At 69.4% G+C, this 16,115-nt stretch carries 14 protein-coding genes and 1 pseudogene; 7 read left to right on the top strand and 8 right to left on the bottom strand.

Annotated features, from left to right (window positions below; all coding sequences use genetic code 11):
- Nucleotides 1-2: 2 nt before the first annotated feature.
- From QQZ11_RS01145 to QQZ11_RS01130, 4 genes are all read left to right on the top strand, one after another.
- Complete coding sequence (locus tag QQZ11_RS01145; protein ID WP_211217317.1) at nucleotides 3-647, top strand: response regulator transcription factor; 645 nt, start codon at nucleotides 3-5, stop codon at nucleotides 645-647.
- A 94-nt stretch (nucleotides 648-741) separates the two neighbouring features.
- The gene (locus tag QQZ11_RS01140) at nucleotides 742-2,133 is read left to right on the top strand and encodes a class II 3-deoxy-7-phosphoheptulonate synthase (RefSeq protein WP_284548226.1); all 1,392 of its coding nucleotides are present in this window, start codon (nucleotides 742-744) and stop codon (nucleotides 2,131-2,133) included.
- A 6-nt stretch (nucleotides 2,134-2,139) separates the two neighbouring features.
- Nucleotides 2,140-3,189 (top strand): threonine aldolase family protein, encoded by a 1,050-nt coding sequence (locus QQZ11_RS01135; RefSeq protein ID WP_284548224.1) that lies wholly within the window; start codon nucleotides 2,140-2,142, stop codon nucleotides 3,187-3,189.
- A 100-nt stretch (nucleotides 3,190-3,289) separates the two neighbouring features.
- Nucleotides 3,290-3,946: an MBL fold metallo-hydrolase gene (locus tag QQZ11_RS01130; protein ID WP_284548223.1), complete on the top strand. Its 657-nt coding sequence runs from the start codon at nucleotides 3,290-3,292 to the stop codon at nucleotides 3,944-3,946.
- Here QQZ11_RS01130 and QQZ11_RS01125 read toward each other — a convergent pair.
- From QQZ11_RS01125 to QQZ11_RS01110, 4 genes and pseudogenes are all read right to left on the bottom strand, one after another.
- Nucleotides 3,940-5,214 (bottom strand): hypothetical protein, encoded by a 1,275-nt coding sequence (locus tag QQZ11_RS01125; protein WP_284548222.1) that lies wholly within the window; start codon nucleotides 5,212-5,214, stop codon nucleotides 3,940-3,942. The genes QQZ11_RS01130 and QQZ11_RS01125 overlap by 7 nt on opposite strands.
- Before the next feature lie 43 nt (nucleotides 5,215-5,257).
- Nucleotides 5,258-6,226 (bottom strand): DMT family transporter, encoded by a 969-nt coding sequence (locus QQZ11_RS01120; protein ID WP_284548220.1) that lies wholly within the window; start codon nucleotides 6,224-6,226, stop codon nucleotides 5,258-5,260.
- A 90-nt stretch (nucleotides 6,227-6,316) separates the two neighbouring features.
- Nucleotides 6,317-7,126 (bottom strand): PASTA domain-containing protein, encoded by an 810-nt coding sequence (locus QQZ11_RS13615; protein WP_446698826.1) that lies wholly within the window; start codon nucleotides 7,124-7,126, stop codon nucleotides 6,317-6,319.
- 516 nt (nucleotides 7,127-7,642) lie between these two features.
- A pseudogene (locus tag QQZ11_RS01110) lies at nucleotides 7,643-8,605 on the bottom strand (protein kinase domain-containing protein); the annotation flags it as partial.
- A 178-nt stretch (nucleotides 8,606-8,783) separates the two neighbouring features.
- On the opposite strand from QQZ11_RS01110, the gene QQZ11_RS01105 reads away from it, so the two are divergent.
- Both QQZ11_RS01105 and QQZ11_RS01100 read left to right on the top strand, forming a co-directional pair.
- The gene (locus QQZ11_RS01105; protein ID WP_284548219.1) at nucleotides 8,784-9,458 is read left to right on the top strand and encodes a thiamine phosphate synthase; all 675 of its coding nucleotides are present in this window, start codon (nucleotides 8,784-8,786) and stop codon (nucleotides 9,456-9,458) included.
- Nucleotides 9,459-9,547: 89 nt separating this feature from the next.
- On the top strand, nucleotides 9,548-9,841 hold the full coding sequence (locus QQZ11_RS01100) for a hypothetical protein (RefSeq protein WP_026377818.1): 294 nt from the start codon (nucleotides 9,548-9,550) through the stop codon (nucleotides 9,839-9,841).
- On the opposite strand, the gene QQZ11_RS01095 is transcribed toward QQZ11_RS01100, so the two are convergent.
- Nucleotides 9,835-10,965, bottom strand: a complete 1,131-nt coding sequence (locus tag QQZ11_RS01095; RefSeq protein ID WP_284548218.1) for a polyprenyl synthetase family protein — start codon at nucleotides 10,963-10,965, stop codon at nucleotides 9,835-9,837. The two genes, QQZ11_RS01100 and QQZ11_RS01095, sit on opposite strands and share 7 nt — an antisense overlap.
- Before the next feature lie 50 nt (nucleotides 10,966-11,015).
- Between QQZ11_RS01095 and QQZ11_RS01090 the strand changes: the two genes are divergently transcribed.
- A complete protein-coding gene (locus QQZ11_RS01090; RefSeq protein WP_284548217.1) occupies nucleotides 11,016-11,924 on the top strand; it encodes a methylenetetrahydrofolate reductase in 909 nt (302 codons plus the stop codon).
- 33 nt (nucleotides 11,925-11,957) lie between these two features.
- On the opposite strand, the gene QQZ11_RS01085 is transcribed toward QQZ11_RS01090, so the two are convergent.
- The 3 genes from QQZ11_RS01085 to QQZ11_RS01075 all read right to left on the bottom strand — a co-directional run bounded on the left by QQZ11_RS01085 (nucleotide 11,958) and on the right by QQZ11_RS01075 (nucleotide 16,077).
- Nucleotides 11,958-14,102 carry a HelD family protein gene (locus QQZ11_RS01085; protein ID WP_446698825.1) on the bottom strand — a complete coding sequence of 715 codons (2,145 nt, stop codon included), beginning with the start codon at nucleotides 14,100-14,102 and terminating at the stop codon, nucleotides 11,958-11,960.
- A gap of 113 nt (nucleotides 14,103-14,215) precedes the next feature.
- The gene (locus tag QQZ11_RS01080) at nucleotides 14,216-15,346 is read right to left on the bottom strand and encodes a hypothetical protein (RefSeq protein WP_284548214.1); all 1,131 of its coding nucleotides are present in this window, start codon (nucleotides 15,344-15,346) and stop codon (nucleotides 14,216-14,218) included.
- Between the two features lie 137 nt (nucleotides 15,347-15,483).
- Nucleotides 15,484-16,077 carry a DUF4126 domain-containing protein gene (locus QQZ11_RS01075; protein WP_284548212.1) on the bottom strand — a complete coding sequence of 198 codons (594 nt, stop codon included), beginning with the start codon at nucleotides 16,075-16,077 and terminating at the stop codon, nucleotides 15,484-15,486.
- Nucleotides 16,078-16,115 lie beyond the last annotated feature (38 nt).

Raw genomic sequence — 16,115 nt, 5'->3', positions numbered from 1 at the left:
TGATGTTGGTGGACGACCACCCCATGTGGATCGAAGCCCTGCGCGATGACCTCACCCAGGAGGGTTTCGAGGTCGTCGCCGAGGCCCACACCGGTGAGGAGTGCCTGCGGCGCGCCCGGGCCACTCGTCCCGACGTGGTCGTCATGGACCTGCAGATCCCCGAACCCGACGGTGCCTCGTGCACCGAGATCCTGCTCAAGGAGTTCCCCGAACTGAGGATCCTGGTGCTGTCCGCCTCGGGGGAGCGGGACGACGTGCTGCGGGCCGTGAAGGCCGGAGCCCTCGGCTACCTGCTGAAGAACGCCTCGAAGGCCGAACTCCTCGACGGCGTCCGCCGCACGGCCGCAGGCGATGCCGTGTTCACCCCAGGACTGGCCGGGCTGGTGTTGGGCGAGTTCCGGCGGATGATGACCGTGGCCCACCTGCACAAGGAGGAGGGTCCGATCCTCACCTCCCGCGAGGTCGAGGTGCTGCGCCTGGTGGCCAAGGGTCTGGCCTACCGCGAGATCGCCGACGAGCTGGTGGTCTCCCACCGCACCGTGCAGAACCACGTGCAGAACGTGCTGCGCAAACTGCAGTTGCACAACCGGGTCGAGCTCACGCTCTACGCCATCGAGCAGGGCTACTCCGAGGGCCCTGTCAGCTGAGCCGCCGCCACCGGCGGCACCGCTGTCCGGGCAGGGCTTCCGCCAGTCGGGAATTGGTGCGGCGCCCCTCCCGTGAGCGACTAGCATCACGATCATGTCTTCGCTGATCCCCTCCTTGGCCGAGCTGCGTGAACGCCCCCTGATCCAGCAGCCGACCTATCAGGATCTGGGGAAGCGCGACCAGGTGATCGAGTCACTGCGGGGGCTGCCGCCGCTGGTGTTCGCCGGTGAGTGCGACGACCTGCGTTCGAAGTTGGCCGAGGTCGCCCAGGGACGAGCCTTCCTGCTCCAGGGCGGCGACTGTGCCGAGACCTTCGCGTCGGTGAACGCCGACAACATCAAGGGCAAGCTGAGGGTGCTGCTGAGCATGGCCGTGGTGATGACCTACGCGGCGCAGGTGCCCGTGGTCAAGGTCGGCCGGATCGCGGGTCAGTACGCGAAGCCACGCTCCAAGAACGACGAGACCCGAGACGGGGTGACCCTGCCGGCCTACCGCGGTGATGCGGTCAACGGCTTCCCCTTCACCCCGGAGTCACGGGCCCACGACCCGCAGCGCCTGCTGCGCGTCTACAACGCATCGGCGGCCACGCTCAACCTCGTGCGCGCCTTCACCAGGGGCGGCTTCGCCGACCTTCGCGACATCCACACCTGGAATGCCGATTTCGTCCGCAACTCCAATGTCGAGACCAAGTACGAGGAGTTGGCCGCCGAGATCGACCGGGCGCTCGCCTTCATGGTCGCCTGCGGTATCGACGCCGACGAGATGTCGACGGTCGACTTCTACGCCAGCCATGAGGCCCTGCTGCTCGACTACGAGCACTCGCTGACCCGCATCGACTCCCGGTCCCAACTCCCGTACAACACCTCGGGCCACATGGTCTGGATCGGCGAACGCAACCGTCAGATCGACGGCGCGCAGGTCGAACTGATGCGCCACATCCAGAACCCGGTCGGGGTGAAGCTGGGTCCCACCAGTGACGCCGAGACGGCCCTGGCGCTCGCCGACCGGCTCGATCCTGAGCGGGTGCCCGGCAAGATCACCTTCATCACCAGGATGGGCGCGGCCAACGTGCGGGACAAGCTCCCGGGCATCGTCGAGGCCGTCGAGGCGTCGGGCCGCAAGGTGGTGTGGGTCTGCGATCCGATGCACGGCAACACCTTCGAGGCCGCCAACGGCTACAAGACCCGTGCGTTCAACGACGTGGTCGACGAGGTGAACGGGTTCTTCGACGTGCACCACAACCTCGGCACCTGGCCCGGGGGCGTGCACATCGAGCTCACCGGCGACGACGTGACCGAGTGCGTGGGGGGCGCTGACGAGCTCAAGGAGGAAGACCTCGCGAGCCGCTACGAGACCGCCTGCGATCCCCGACTCAACCGCAACCAGTCGCTGGAGTTGGCGTTCATGGTGGCCGAGCGCCTGCGTGACGGACTGGCCAAGCGCGGGGTGAACCCCGTACAGGCCTTCCAGTCCAGGGAACTCTGAGCGGACATGACCGCGATCGACCTGCGCTCCGACACCGTCACCCGTCCCACGGCGCAGATGCGTCGGGTGATGCTCGACGCCCCGGTGGGCGACGACGTCTACGGCGAGGATCCCTCGATCGCCGAGTTCGAGGCCCGGGTGGCCGACCTGTGCGGCAAGCCGGCGGCGTTGTTCTGCGCCACCGGGTCGTTGTCGAATCTGTTGGGGGTGCAGACCCTGGTCGCTCCCGGCACCGAGGTGCTGTGCGAGGCCAGCGCCCACATCGCCCGCGCCGAGATGGGTGCACACGGGGCCCTGCACGGGGTGACCATGCGCACCTGGGTCGCCGGGCGCGGCGAGGGACGAACGGCGGGGCTGGCCACCACGGTTCAGATCGAGGAACTGCTCTCCCCTGACGCGGGCCCCTACCTGGTCTCCACCGCGGCAGTGGAACTGGAGAACACCCACAACTTCGGCGGCGGCACCATCCAGCCCATCGAGCACCTGCGGGAGGTCTCGGCGATGTGCCGCGCGGCTGGGGTGGGCCTGCACCTCGACGGGGCGAGGTTGTGGAATGCCCATGTCGAGACCGGTGTGCCGATCGCCGACTACTCCGCCCTGTTCGACACCGTGAGCCTTTGTTTCTCCAAGGGCCTCGGCGCCCCGGTCGGGTCGGTCCTGGTCGGCTCGGACGAGGCCATCGCCCAGGCAAGGGTGCAGCGCAAGCGACTCGGGGCGGGCTGGCGACAGGCCGGCATGCTGGCAGCGGCCGCCCAGTTCGCCCTCGACCACCACGTCGACCGGTTGGTGGACGACCACGCCGCTGCCCGCGCCTTCGCCGAACGGGTCGCCCTGGCTGCCCCGGGAGCGGTGGACCCCGAGCGGGTGCCGACCAACATCGTGGTCGTGAAGACCGGGAGCCGCCCGGCCCAGGACGTGGCGGCCGCCGCCGCTGCCCAAGGGGTGCGGGTGAGCGTGGTGGGTGCGCGTCTGGTGCGGGCCGTGACCCACCTCGACGTGGACGCCGCCGACTGTCGGGCGGCCGGCGACGTGGTCGGACGACTGCTCGCCCCCTGACCCGTGGGTCGCGGACGGGGCCCGACGGCTGGGTGAACACAGCCAGGATCGGCTGCCCCGATCGGCTGACGAACGGTGTCGACCCGGGCAGAGTGGACTCATGCAACTGACACATCTCGGGCACGCGGCCGTCCTGGTCGAGGTCGCCGATCGGCGCCTCCTGATCGACCCCGGCAACCTCTCGTCCGACTGGCACACCCTGACCGGTCTCGATGCGATCCTGGTCACCCACCAGCACCCCGACCACGTCGACCCGGCTCGGATCGGTGCCCTGCTCGCCGCCAATCCCGACGCGAAGGTCTGGGTCGAGCCGCAGGTGCTGGACAACGTCGACCTCGGCGGTCGAGGTGAGGGCCTGGCTGCTGACGGGTCGGTGGACCTCGGCGCTGTCCGGGTCCGCGCCGTGGGTGGTCTACACGCGGTCATCCACCGCGACATCCCTCAGATCGGCAATGTCGGACTGCTGGTCGAGGCGGAATCAGAGCCGTGCTTCTTCCACCCCGGCGACTCACTGGCGACCTGCCCCCAGGGCGTCGACGTGGTCGCGGTTCCCGGGTACGGCCCCTGGGCGGCCATGAAGGAGACGATCGACTTCGCCCGCGAGGTGGGGGCGCCGCAAGGATTCATCATCCACGACAGACTGCTGAGCGAGCCCGGGTTCGGACTGGTCTTCTCCCGGGTCGGCGACATGTCCCCGACGACGATGATCGACCTGCGCGACGGCCGGCCGTTCGAGGTGGGTCAGCCCACTCAGTAGGGGAGCACCTCGGTCGGGTGCGTCTGCTGCTCGACCGATCCCACCAGCGGCACGGGCGGGACCGCCAGACCCAGGTTCTGCCACACGTAACGCGGCACACGTCCGAAGAACGCGAGCAGGAACAGTCGCGCGGTCTCCATGGACTCGACGGTGTGCTCGCAGGTGATCGTCAGTCTGCCGTCCGCCCCCTCGAAGGGTGGCGGGTTGACCTTCAGCATCCACTCCATCATGCGGGGGTGGAAGATGTCGTGGGCGAAGCGGGCGTCGGGTGCGCGCACCGTGAACCGTTCGTTGAAGTCGACCGACTCGAACTCGCGCTTGTTGCCGAACCACCCGGCATTGACCTTGAACTCGCCGAACGGGAAGCTCGGGTGGAACTCACGCAGGTTCTCCGAGTGGTGGTCGGTGACCGTCCGCGTCCGCGTGCCACCGTTGCCGTCGGACTCGGTGACGGTTCGCGTGGTCGTCCAGTGGTGCGTGAGGGCGACGATGGCGATGGGGCCGTCGGTGGCGATCATCACGTCCTTCGCCTGGTGGTTCGACCCGCCGGAGGTGTGCGCCACCGACTGCAATGCGGCATCGTCCCGGGGACGGTAGATCCACGCGGGGTGCTGGTAGAAGCTCAGTTCGGGTGGCGGGGCCTCAGTCTGGAACCGGGCCAGACCTTCTGCCGACAGCTCCCGGGCCCCCAGTGCCATCGCCTCGACGTAGGCCTGCAGCTGGTCGGCCTGTCGTGGCGCGCCCAGCCCCACCAAGGATGCGTGGTCGACCACCAGTTGGGGCGTGGTCACGGTCGAGAGCTGCCGGAGTGCCGGGTCCAGGGCGCGTGCGGCCACTCGCACCCATGCGGCGTCGTGGCCGATCTGGCGCAGCCCTGAGTCCTGGCTGAACTCGGTGGCACGGATGCCGGAGCGGTTGACGGTGACGGGGAAGGTGTGGAACTCGGGCAGTGAGCGGGGCAGGGGCATGGTGACCACGTAGCCGTCGCCCGCCGACACCCCCGAGGCGGAGTACTTGAAGGCCTGGAAGGGCATGCCAGAACTCGTCCGCCCGATGATCTGGTCATCGACCCGACGGTTGAACCCCAGCCCGAAGGGGGCCACGTTGAGCCCGTGGACGATCGAGACGTCGGGGCTGGTGACGAATCGCCACCCCTTGTCCCTGAGCGACTTCACGTACCGCGCCCGGAGCACCCCCCAGACGATCAACCCGGCCACCACGAGGCCGAGCACCACCAGCAGCACGACCCATCCGCCGCCACCGTCCATGGCGATCCCCTCTCACTCGAGCCCAGCCTGCCACCCGGACCGGTCAGGCGGACTCGGCTGGGACGCGGGCAGCGTCCTGCTGGATCCGGGGGACGACCCGGCCACGTGCGGACGACGGGCGCCCGCCGCGAGCAACCGTGACGCGTCCGCGCCAACGGCCCCGGGGGACGATCACCAAGGCGATGGCGGCGGTGATGGCCGTGCCACCCAGCAGCAGCCGAAGGGTGAGGGACTCACCGCCCATCGAGATGGCGAACAGGGCCCCCCACAGGGGCTCGGTGCCCATCACGATGGCGGCCTTGGTCGCCTCCACATGGGCCTGGGCCCACACCTGGAGGGCCAGCGGGAGCGCTCCGCAGATCACCGCGAGGTAGGCCAGTTCCCACCACAGTCCCGCGCTTTCGGGAAGAGCAACCCCGTGGGGGATCGCGACGATCCCGGAGACGACGGCGATGGTGATGGTCTGCACCAGGGTGAGGCTCAGCGCCGTCCGGGGAGTGACCACGTGGCCCACGGCAATGATGTGGGCCGCGTAGGCCAGTGCACCGAGCAACGTGAGCAGCTCACCTCGTCCGATGCCTGAACCGGTCGAACCCAACGAGAGGGCGGCCAGCCCAAGGGTCGACAGCCCCACCGCCGTCCAGGCGTTCCTGGACGGTCGTGCCCCCAGCACGACCCATGCGAGCAGTGGGGTGGCAACGATGTAGAGCCCCGTCAGGAATCCCGAGATCGAGGCATCGATGTCGACCAGTCCCCAGGTGCTGGTCAGTTGTCCGAGGACGAAGACCAGGCCCAGCAGCACGCCCTGACCCAGGGTACGTCGTGACATGCGCAGGGCATGGGGAACGATGACCAGGAGCGCGACCGCAGCGATGGCGAACCTGGAGAACACGAGGTCGGTGGCGCCCATCGCCCCCAGCAGGTCCTTCATCACCACCAGTGAGGATCCCCACAACACCGCCATCGCCACGAGCGAGAGCGGGGCCAGACGATTCACATGGAGGTTCTTCACATGGATGGATCGTACAGGAAAGGAATTTTGTTCCAAACTCGAGCAGGCGTGAGATTTTACGGTTCCCGCTCGGTTGGACGGAGGGTGTCGTCAGCTCACGAAGATGGTGACGGTCGAGCCCTTGGGAATCATCCGACCACTGGCCGGGTCCTGCCCCGCCACCACGTTGAGCCTCAGCCAGTCCGGCGTGTTGTAGGTGACCGTCACCTTGAAACCGGCCTGGGTCAGCTTCTCCCTGGCCTGGGCCTCGTCCTTGCCGGTGACCCGCGGAACACTGACGAGCACCGGTCCCTTGGACACCACCAGACGTACGGTGTCCCCCTTCTTGCCGTTGCCCCGATCAGGCGACTGGGAGATGACCACATCCTTGGCCACGGTGTCGGAGTTCTGCTCGGTCCTGGTGACGGTGAACCCCGCCTTGCCCAGGGCGGTGCTCGCATCGTCCGCGGACTTGCCGACGTAGCTGGCGATCGGGATGGGTTGGGGCCCCTTCGAAACCGTCAGGTCGATGGGGGTGTTCTTCTTCAGCAACGTGCCCTCGGGCTGGGAGGACTTCACCACGACGCCGACCGGCACCGTCTCGTTCCATGCCTGGCTCAGCGTGCCCAGGGTGAGTCGCCCCCGGCTCAGCGCCTGCCTGGCCTCGTCCAGTGACAACCCGACCAGGGTCGGGGTCGCGTAGCGCTCCGGACCCGACGAGATGAACACGTGGAGCGAGGTACCCTTCTTCACGCGTTCCCCCCCGGTGGGGTCGCTGGAGATCACCGACCCCTTCTGCACCGTCTCCGAGAACTGTGACTCGCTGACGATGGAGAACCCCTCGGAGTGCGCCAGTGAGGTGGCCTGGCCCTCGCTCAGGTTCGCCAGCGGGGGAGCGGTCGTGTACGACCACCTGGTCACGTACAGGTAACTGGTGACGATCAGCCCCACCACGAGCACGAGCACCAGCAGGGCTGCCACCAGCCCCCGGCGGCGGCGGTGCACGGGTTCGTGCGAGATGTGCGAGAACACCGGGGTGCGTGGACTGCGCGGACTTCGTGTCGTCGGAGGGTTGGTTCGCGCACGTGGGACAGGACGCGGAACCGCGAACCCCTCCGAGTCATCCTGGTCGTCACGACCCACCCAGCCCACCGAGGATGAACCGGCTGAGGTCCGGCGGCGAGGGTCGAGGGAACTGCCGTCCACGGCCTTGTCGCTGAGGTCGACCCGGTAGTCAGGTCCGTGGCCCGGGGCGCTGTGATCGGTGGGGCTCTTCGGGGTGGGGGCCGTCAGCCGCACCGAGGCAACAGCCGGCTCGAGCCGGTGGATGGGCTCGGAGTGCGGTGAGGTGGGCCGGTGGCTGACCGGACGGGGCGGTGCGCCGGCTGACTGGGCGCCCTGCCGCAGGGAGGACCGGTGCGGTGGCTCGGGTCGGCCGTCGGGGTCGGGAACGGTGCGTTCGTCCCGGCCCGGGTCGTGGCGCGTCGAGGCCAGCATCAGGTCGGTCAGGGCGGGGTCGTCCATCACACCCTTGCGCAGCGACCGCCGTGCGGTGCGCACCAGGGCGAGCAGTTCGCGCGCGTCCCGGGGGCGGTCGGAACTCTGTCGACGGGTGCAGGCGACCACCAGTGCGTCGAGGTAGGGAGGGATGATGCGCGAGGTGTCGGTGACCCGGCCGAGCAAGGTCGAGGGAGCGGGGATGTCGTGGTGGACGTGGCTCCAGGCGACGGCGATCGGTGTCTCGGCGACATGCGGCTTCTGGCCGGTCAGCATCTCGAAGAGCATCACCCCGGTGGAGTACACGTCTCCGGAGGCATCGGCCCTGGCGCGGGTGACGAGTTCCGGGGGCATGTAGCTGACGGTGCCCATCAGCAGTCCCTGGGTGGCCGTGGCGGTCTGCGCCGTGACGGCGCGAGCGAGCCCGAAGTCGGCCACCTTCACCTGACCCCGGCTCGAGATGAGCACGTTCTCGGGCTTCACGTCGCGGTGCACCATCTGCGAGTCGTGGGCACTGGCCAGGGCGTGGGCCACTGCCTCGATCAGTTCCAGAGCTCGCAGGGGTTCCATGGGACCCTCGCGATTGAGCAGGTGGCGCAGCGTGGAACCGTCCACGAACTCCATCACGATGTAGGGACGACCGTGGTCCTGTCCCTGGTCGAAGACGCTGACGACGTGCGGGTTCGACAGGGTGGCAGCTGCCCGGGCCTCCCGGTCGAACTTCTTGGCGAAGTCGGTGTCGCCCCCGAGCCCCTCGTGCATGACCTTGATGGCGACCACCCGGGTGAGGCGGCGATCCAGCCCGCGGTAGACAGTTGCCATGCCCCCTCGCGCAAGGCGCGCAAGGACCTCGTAGCGCCCGTCGAGCACTTGCCCGACCAAGGGATCGCTGACGCCGGTCATGGTCACAAAAGCTCCAAACACGGTCGGGGAAGGGAGGCCGTGCAAGCCTGCGGCCCATGGTAGACGACACCACTGTGATTCTCCCCGCGCCCCCGCGTGAGCGTGTCGGGCGAGCGGGGGCCCTGGCGTCGACCGCCAACCGCGCCCGCCGCAGCCGCCCTCTCCCTATGCTGAACGGGTGACTGCACTCATCTCCATGCGTGACAACCTGCGGTGGTCGAAGCTGCACCTCATCACCGATCTCGGTGCGGGGCGAGGGGTCGCTGCCCACGACCTGCCACGGTTCATCGGTGACCTCTATGACGCCGGGGTCGACGTCATCGAGTTGCGCGACCAGGCGCTGGGGGAGCAGCGTGCGCTGGTCGAACAGGTGCACGCGGTGGCCTTCGACCGCCGACGGTTGCTGGTGCTCGGACGAGACCTGCAGGCGGCGGCGGCCCAGCAGGCAGACGTGCTGCACCTGGGGGCGAGCGACGGTGACCTGACCGCCGCGCGTCGCCGACTGCACGAGTACGCCCTGGTCGGACGGTCGGTGCACAACCCGGACCAGTGGGACCACGCGGCCCGGGAGGCCGACTACGCCTACGTCGGTCCGGTCTTCGCCGAGCAGGGACAGGCACCGGGGCTGGAACTCGTGCGCTACGCCGCCCAACAGTCCGGTGATGACTTCGTGTGGGTCGCGGTGGGTGGGATCACCGCGTCGAACCTCGACCAGGTGCTCGAGGCGGGAGCCAGACGGGTGGCGGTCTCCGCGGCCATTGTCGGCGCCAAGGATCCGGTGGCGGCGGCCGGGGCACTGGCCGACACCCTGCGCGAACGGCTGGGGCCCGTCGGCCTCACGGCACATGACTGAGCTGTGAGCGCGCCCCCGGTTGGCTGTGGCCCTGTGAGGTGGCTGTGGCACAGTGGGAAGACATCTCCTGAGCAGTCTGGCTGGTGACCATGTCGAACCTGTTCGAACTCTTCAATCCCAACGCGGCGCACTGGCGCCGCCAACGCGATCTCGACAAGGTCGCCGTCGTGCCCAGCCGCAACGGTGCGCAGGGGCCGATGAGGATCGATCTCGACAAGGGGACGATCGTGCTGCCAGCCCGCCCCGCCAGCGATGTCGATCCCACCGCCACCGCCGAAGCCGAGACCTCCTCAGCCAAGACCTCCTCGGGGCCGGTCGCGGACCAGGATCCATCGGCCGCCGAGGAAGCAGCCGGGGCGCAGGAGTCCACTCCGGGTCAGTGACTGCGACGCACGCTGGCCTCGGCCAGAGCCGTCAGGGCCGTCCGTCCCTCATCGGTCAGTCTCGCCGCGTTGAGAACGTCGAGGGCTCGTGCATGGGCCGCCGAGATCGCCTGTTCCGTCGCAGCCAGAGCACCCGACCCCTCGATGATCGTCCTGGCGCGGTCGACGTCGGCCTCCGTCAGGTCCGGGTTCCCGAGCATGGCGTCCAGGGCGGCCGCGTCCTCGTCCGGGGCGAGGTCGAGGGCGTGGGCCACCAGCACGGTCCGCTTTCCCTCCCTGAGGTCGTCACCGGCCGGCTTGCCGGTCACTGACTCGTCACCGAACACGCCCAGCACGTCATCGCGGTACTGGAAGGCATGGCCCATGGGTGAGCCGAACTCGCCCAGGGCGCGCAACAGGTGCGAATCGGCGCCGGCCAGCGCCGCACCGATCTGACAGGGTCGGGCCACCGTGTAGCGGCTGGTCTTGAACTCGACCACCCGTTGGGCCATGTCCACCTCGCGGGCCACCTGCAGGTCACGGGCCTCGCCCCCGGATGCTGGAGTCGGGACGCCCAGCCTGGCCTGCGCCACCACGTCGAGGTACTGCCCGGCGGTCACTTCCTGTCGGACGGCGTCGAACAGGGGCAGGGCTCGGCCCAGGACTTCGTCGGCCAGCCCCGAGCGGCGCAGCAATTCGACCGACCAGACCAGCAGCAGGTCACCCAGCAGGATGGCCCCCGCCCTGCCGAAGGATTCGGCGCTGCCGCGGCCACCAGCGGCCCGGTGCTCGGCCTCGAGCTGTCGATGGGCCGAGGGCAGGCCACGTCGGGTGTCGGAGGCATCCATCACGTCGTCGTGCATGAGGGCCGAGACGTGCAACAGGTCGAGCGAGGCGCAGGCCCTCAGCAGGGGTGCCGGGTCAGCGGGCTGGCCGGTGACCGCTACGTGGCTCCAGTACGCGAAGGCCGGACGAATGCGCTTCCCCCCGGTCGTGAACGTGGTGGCGAGGTCGCCCAACCGTGACAGCTCCGGGGCGATCTCGACGAGGCTGTTCGTCCGCTCGTCGATGAACTCGGTCAGTTCCCGGTGGACCGCCTCACGAAAGTCGGCGCTGAGCGGGGAACTGGGGTCGAAGGAGGCCACGGACTGAGCCTAACCGGTGGCCACCGAGCCGTCGCCCTAGGCTGGAAGGCGTGCCCTCCACCCCCGTGACCCCCCCGCGACCGACCCTCGCCGAGCGGTTGGCGACCGCGGAGCGTCCGTTGTTCTCGTTCGAGTTCCGGCCCCCGCGCTCCGAGGAGGAGTTCGAGACCCTGTGGACGGCCATCGAGCGGCTGGCCCCGCTCGACCCTGATTTCGTCTCGGTCACCTACGGCGCGAACGGGTCCCAGCGAGAGCGCACCCTGCGTGCGAGTGAGCGGATCATGCACCGTACCCAGCTGGAGACCATCGGCCACCTCACCTGTGCCGACCAGTCCGTCGACGAGTTGCGTGCCACCATCCGTGCGTACGCCGAGATCGGCGTCACCCACATCCTGGCCATCCGGGGCGACATGCCAGGAGGTCCCACCGTCCCCTGGCAGCGGCACCCCGACGGCCTCGACAACGCCACCGAGCTGGTGCGGCTGATCAAGGCCGAGGGAGATTTCTGCGTCGGGGTGGCAGCCTTCCCCACCCCCCACGCGGACAAGTCGGACGCCGACCTCGACGCCCGCCTGCTCGTGGCGAAGTGGGAGGCGGGCGCAGAGTTCGCGATCACCCAGCTGTTCTTCGAGCCCGACCAGTACTTCGATCTCGTCGACCGGGTGCGCTCGCTGGGCTGCCCCATCCCGATCATCCCCGGCATCATGCCGGTGGCAACCGTCAAGCAGGTCACGACCTTCGCCGAACTCTCGGGGGCACCCCTGCCGCAACTGATGGTCGACCGGTTGCAGGCGGTCGCACACGACCCCGACCAGGTGCGGGTCGTGGGCGCCCGGATCGCCTCCGAGCTGGCCGTCACCCTGCTACGAGGTGGCGCGCCGGGGCTGCAGTTCTTCACCCAGAACAGGTCCCGGGCGACCCGGGAGATCTTCGAACGGCTGCAGCACCGACATTGGTGAGCCCGTGCCCGGCCCCGAGCCGGGTGCCGGGGGTCAGACGCCTGCCACCTCGGGGCGCCAGCGTGCCGGGCGGCCCCGGTCGAGGTCGAGGGTGACCAGTCGTTGGGTGGGTCGGGTCAGCGCGACGTAGAGCACACGGACTCCACCCGGCGCCTCTGCCACCACGTCGTCCGGTGAGACCACCAGGACCCCGTCGTACTCCAGACCCTTGGCCTGCAGCGGCGTGACCACCCGCACCCGGTCGGGGTGGGAGGTGGCGAGCGCGGCGCGCACCCGCTCGATCAGCGAGGGAGGTGAGACGACACCGATCGTCCCCGTCACCTGGTCGGCCAGCCTGGACACGTGCTGACGCAGGGCATCGTGCAGGCCCTCGGGCGTGGTGGACTCCAGCTGCGGAGCGAAACCGGTTCGACGCACGGCCTCGGGAAGGTCGGCGTCCGGCTGCACCGTGGTGATCACCTTGGCCGCCAGGTTGAACACCTCGGCCGGCGAGCGGTAGTTCGTCGACAACCTGAACTGGCGGAACGGGGCTCGTCCGACCAGGTCGGTCATGGCCCGGGCCGTTTCGTCGGGGTCGGGGAAGGAGCTCTGCGCGGGATCGCCGACGATCGTCCAGCTGGCCTGCGGGCCGCGCCGACGCAACATCCGCCACTGCATCGGCGTGATGTCCTGGGCCTCGTCGACGAGCACGTGCGCGAAGGTGTCCTGGGGGTCGTCGTCGGGGTCGACGACGCGCTGGTCGGTCAGCCGTTCCATGGTGGTGACCAGTTCCTCGACGTCGGCGCCTCCCTCGAAGATGACCGAACGGTCGTCGTCCACCTCGACGACGGGTGCGCCGACGATCGAGACCAACTCGTCGAGCAGCGCGATGTCGGCGATCGTCCAGCCACGTTCTCCCGAGACGACGGGGGCGAAGGACTCCGCCAGCACTCGGCGCTCCTCGGCCGAGAGTCCGCCCCCCACCTGCTCGAGCACGGCCGGGTCGACCAGTCGCATCAGCAGGTCGCGGGGGTCGACCGCGGGCCACCAGGCGTGCAGGAACATCGTCCACGACGCCTGAGAGGTGACGGCATCGTCGAACTGGTCGCGGCCCAGTTCGTCGTCATTGGTGAACATGCCCCACAACGCACCCAGGGCGGCCCGTTCGGCGGCCTCCCTGCCCTGGTTGAGGCGGTGGTTCGACAGCACCTGCTTGCGCAGTCCCGCCACCTGCTGGGGACGAAGGGTCATCACCTCGCCCTTGACGCTCACCCGAAGGCTCGGTTCCTGGTCACCGGGCGGAAGCTGGGCCAGGGCCCTGAGCACCGGCAGCATGCGGATGGAGCCCTTCAGCAGGGCTGCCGGCGCGGTGTCGACGATGTCGGAACTCGACCCCAGCACGTCGACGGCCAGGGCCCCGACGGCGCGCAGGGTGACGGCGTCCTCGCCGAGCGAGGGCAGGACCCGTTCGATGTAGTTCATGAACACCCCGCTCGGGCCGACCACGAGCACGCCGCCCTTCTCGAGGCGCTTGCGGTGGGTGTAGAGCAGGTAGGCCGCGCGGTGCAGGGCCACGACGGTCTTCCCGGTGCCGGGGCCACCCGAGATCACGGTGAACCCCTGGTAAGGGGCCCGGATGGCTTCGTCCTGCTCGGCCTGGATGGTGGCGACGATGTCGCGCATGGCATCGCCGCGGGCGCGCTTCAGGGCGGCCATCAGGGCGCCCTCGCCGACCACCACGAGGTCGGAATCGGCGGAGGAGTCGAGCAGGTCGTCCTCGACACCGGTGACGGTGGCACCGTGGGTGCGCAGCACTCTGCGGCGGATGACGCCGAGCGGCTCGTTGGGGGTGGCGCGGTAGAACGGCTCGGCGGCCGGAGCGCGCCAGTCCATCACCAGTGGCTCGTACTCCTCGTCGCGCACGCCGATGCGACCGATGTGTCGCACCTCGCCATCGGTGAGGTCGAGCCGGCCGAACACCAGCCCCTCGTGTTCGGCGTCCAGGGTGGCCAGACGTCTGGCGGACTGGTAGGCGAACGCGTCGCGCTCGAACATGGCGGTGCCATGTTCCTCACGGACGTAGTCGCCACGATCGCTCTTGTAGGTCTCGCTACCAGCGCGAGCCACCTGCTTCGCGGACGCCGTGGCCAGGTCGAGGGCCTGGTACACGCGGTCGACGTGATCCTGTTCCGCCGCGATCTCTCGACGGACGGTGTCAGGATCGGGGGTGGACGCGGACTGGCGAGGCCGGTCCGAGCTTGTGGGTGATGAGTTCACTAACTTCCCTCACAGGGTGAGACTGACGCTCAAGCCTACTCGGGTGCACGGCCCAACTGGGTATTCGAGCCGTCTGCTGGTCGCGGAACCGGAATCGGGCGTAGCCGTGGGGGAAGCGGTTGGTTCCGGTTGGTGGGGCGGATGTCCTCCCCGGTGAGGTGCTCGTGCACCTCGTAGGCGATCAGCGCCCCGGTGAGCAGCTGAGCCCATGGTTCGTTGCCCGCGTGGCTCGCGGCGCTGCCTCGCCAGTGGGTGTCGTCGACGCGCAGAGGCGGACGCTCACGCCACTGACGGAAGGTTTCCACGGTCCATCCCCCGGTACCCGGTGGGGGGGCCTGGCGGGTCGTCCAGTCGGTGACGACGGCGTGCCCCTGCCAGAGCCACGTGACCTCAGCCCCCGCCTCGGCTCCGTGATGGACGTGTTCGGTCACAACCCCCGGCGGCAGGTCGTTGTCGTGATGACTGCACTCGAACGAGGGGGCCCAGGGGCGCGGGGCCGGCCGCCACGGCAACAACGACCGCGGCGGGACCGGGGTCAGGGTGTCGACGTCGACGCGGGCCGAGCCGGGGTGCTGCTCATCGACGTGGGTGAAACGGACCCCCAGGGAGAGGGCCCGCGTCATCAGCAGATCGGTGAGGCGGCTCAGGGGCTGCGCCCGGCGGGTGTCGGCATCGATGAGGTGCCATCGTCCGAAGGTGCGCTCCACGGACCAGCGGGAGGCCAGCAGGGCAGGCGCCCTGTTGTCACGCGTGGCTGGTTCGTTCTCGGCGCCCGCGCGCGCTGCGACGCTGGTGAAGAGCTCGACCAGTCGGGCGTCGGTCAGTGGTGCGGTCAGTTCCCCCATCGACGTCCGCGGCAGCAGGGGGCCGAGATCTGCGTCGGTGTCGAAGGGATGCTCGGCGCCATGGCGCCGCCAGGCCTGCCACAACGTGTCGGCGCGGTCGAGCACCTGGGCCCAGGCCAATGCCTGGGTTCGCCCCACCAAGGGCTCGAGGGCTCGCACCTGCGCCCCGCGCTCGGTGGGAAGTGCCACCTCGCTGCCGTCGAAGAAGTGATGCATCGCAGGGGGCGCCTCGACCAGTTCCAGATGGGCGCCGTTCAGCGCTCCGGCCCAGGGTTGGCCGGTCTTGGTGAAGAGGTCGCGCCAGACAGCCGGGAGAGTCATGACCGGGGGGTCGCACCGCTCCGGGGAGGGGGTGCCGACCACTTCGACCTGATGCCCCCAGCGGGCCAGTCGTGCCGCCGTGGCGATCCCCACCAGGCTCGCCCCACGCACTCGTACCGTTGGCCCCTCGCCGAGGCTCATGATGGCCGTGGCCCCGGGCGCAGCCAGCGTCGGATGGCACGCCATCCACGACGCACCCTCGAGAAGGCGAACCAGAACACGATCGCGGTGGCCACCAGCAGCACGCCCGCGATGATCGCGGCCACCACCGGGAAGCTGGCAGCCAGAGCCGCCACTCCCACGACGCTGACGTCACCGGCGGCCGAGGCGGCGACATTGGTGACCGGCTCGGGTGAGGTGTTGATGGCCAGTCGTAGCCCCGCCTTGGTGAGGTGGCTGAGCAGGGCCGACACCCCGCCGACGGCTGCCAGCGAGAGGGTCAGCAGGCTGCCTGACTGCCCGGCGATCAGGGCTCCGATCACGGCCCCCGCGACGGGTCGGATGATCGTCGAGACGGTGTCCCAGGCCGAGTCGAGGTAGGGAATCTTGTCGGCCACCAGTTCGAGCACGGCGAGCACCGCCATCACGATCAGCACGTCGGTGCGCTGGAACGCCGCCGGAACGCTCGGCTCGTGGGCGAAACGCCCCATCAAGCCCAGGACCAGCACGGTGGCGTAGGCGTTGATGCCGCTGGCCCAACCCGAGGCGAACGTCATGGGGAGCAGTTCCATGGCGACACAGTAGGCCCGCGGCGGCCCGCGGCTCACGG

This window comes from Aestuariimicrobium sp. T2.26MG-19.2B (assembly GCF_950101875.1).
Classification (GTDB): domain Bacteria; phylum Actinomycetota; class Actinomycetes; order Propionibacteriales; family Propionibacteriaceae; genus Aestuariimicrobium; species Aestuariimicrobium kwangyangense.
This window is presented reverse-complemented; position numbering and strand designations above follow the sequence as displayed.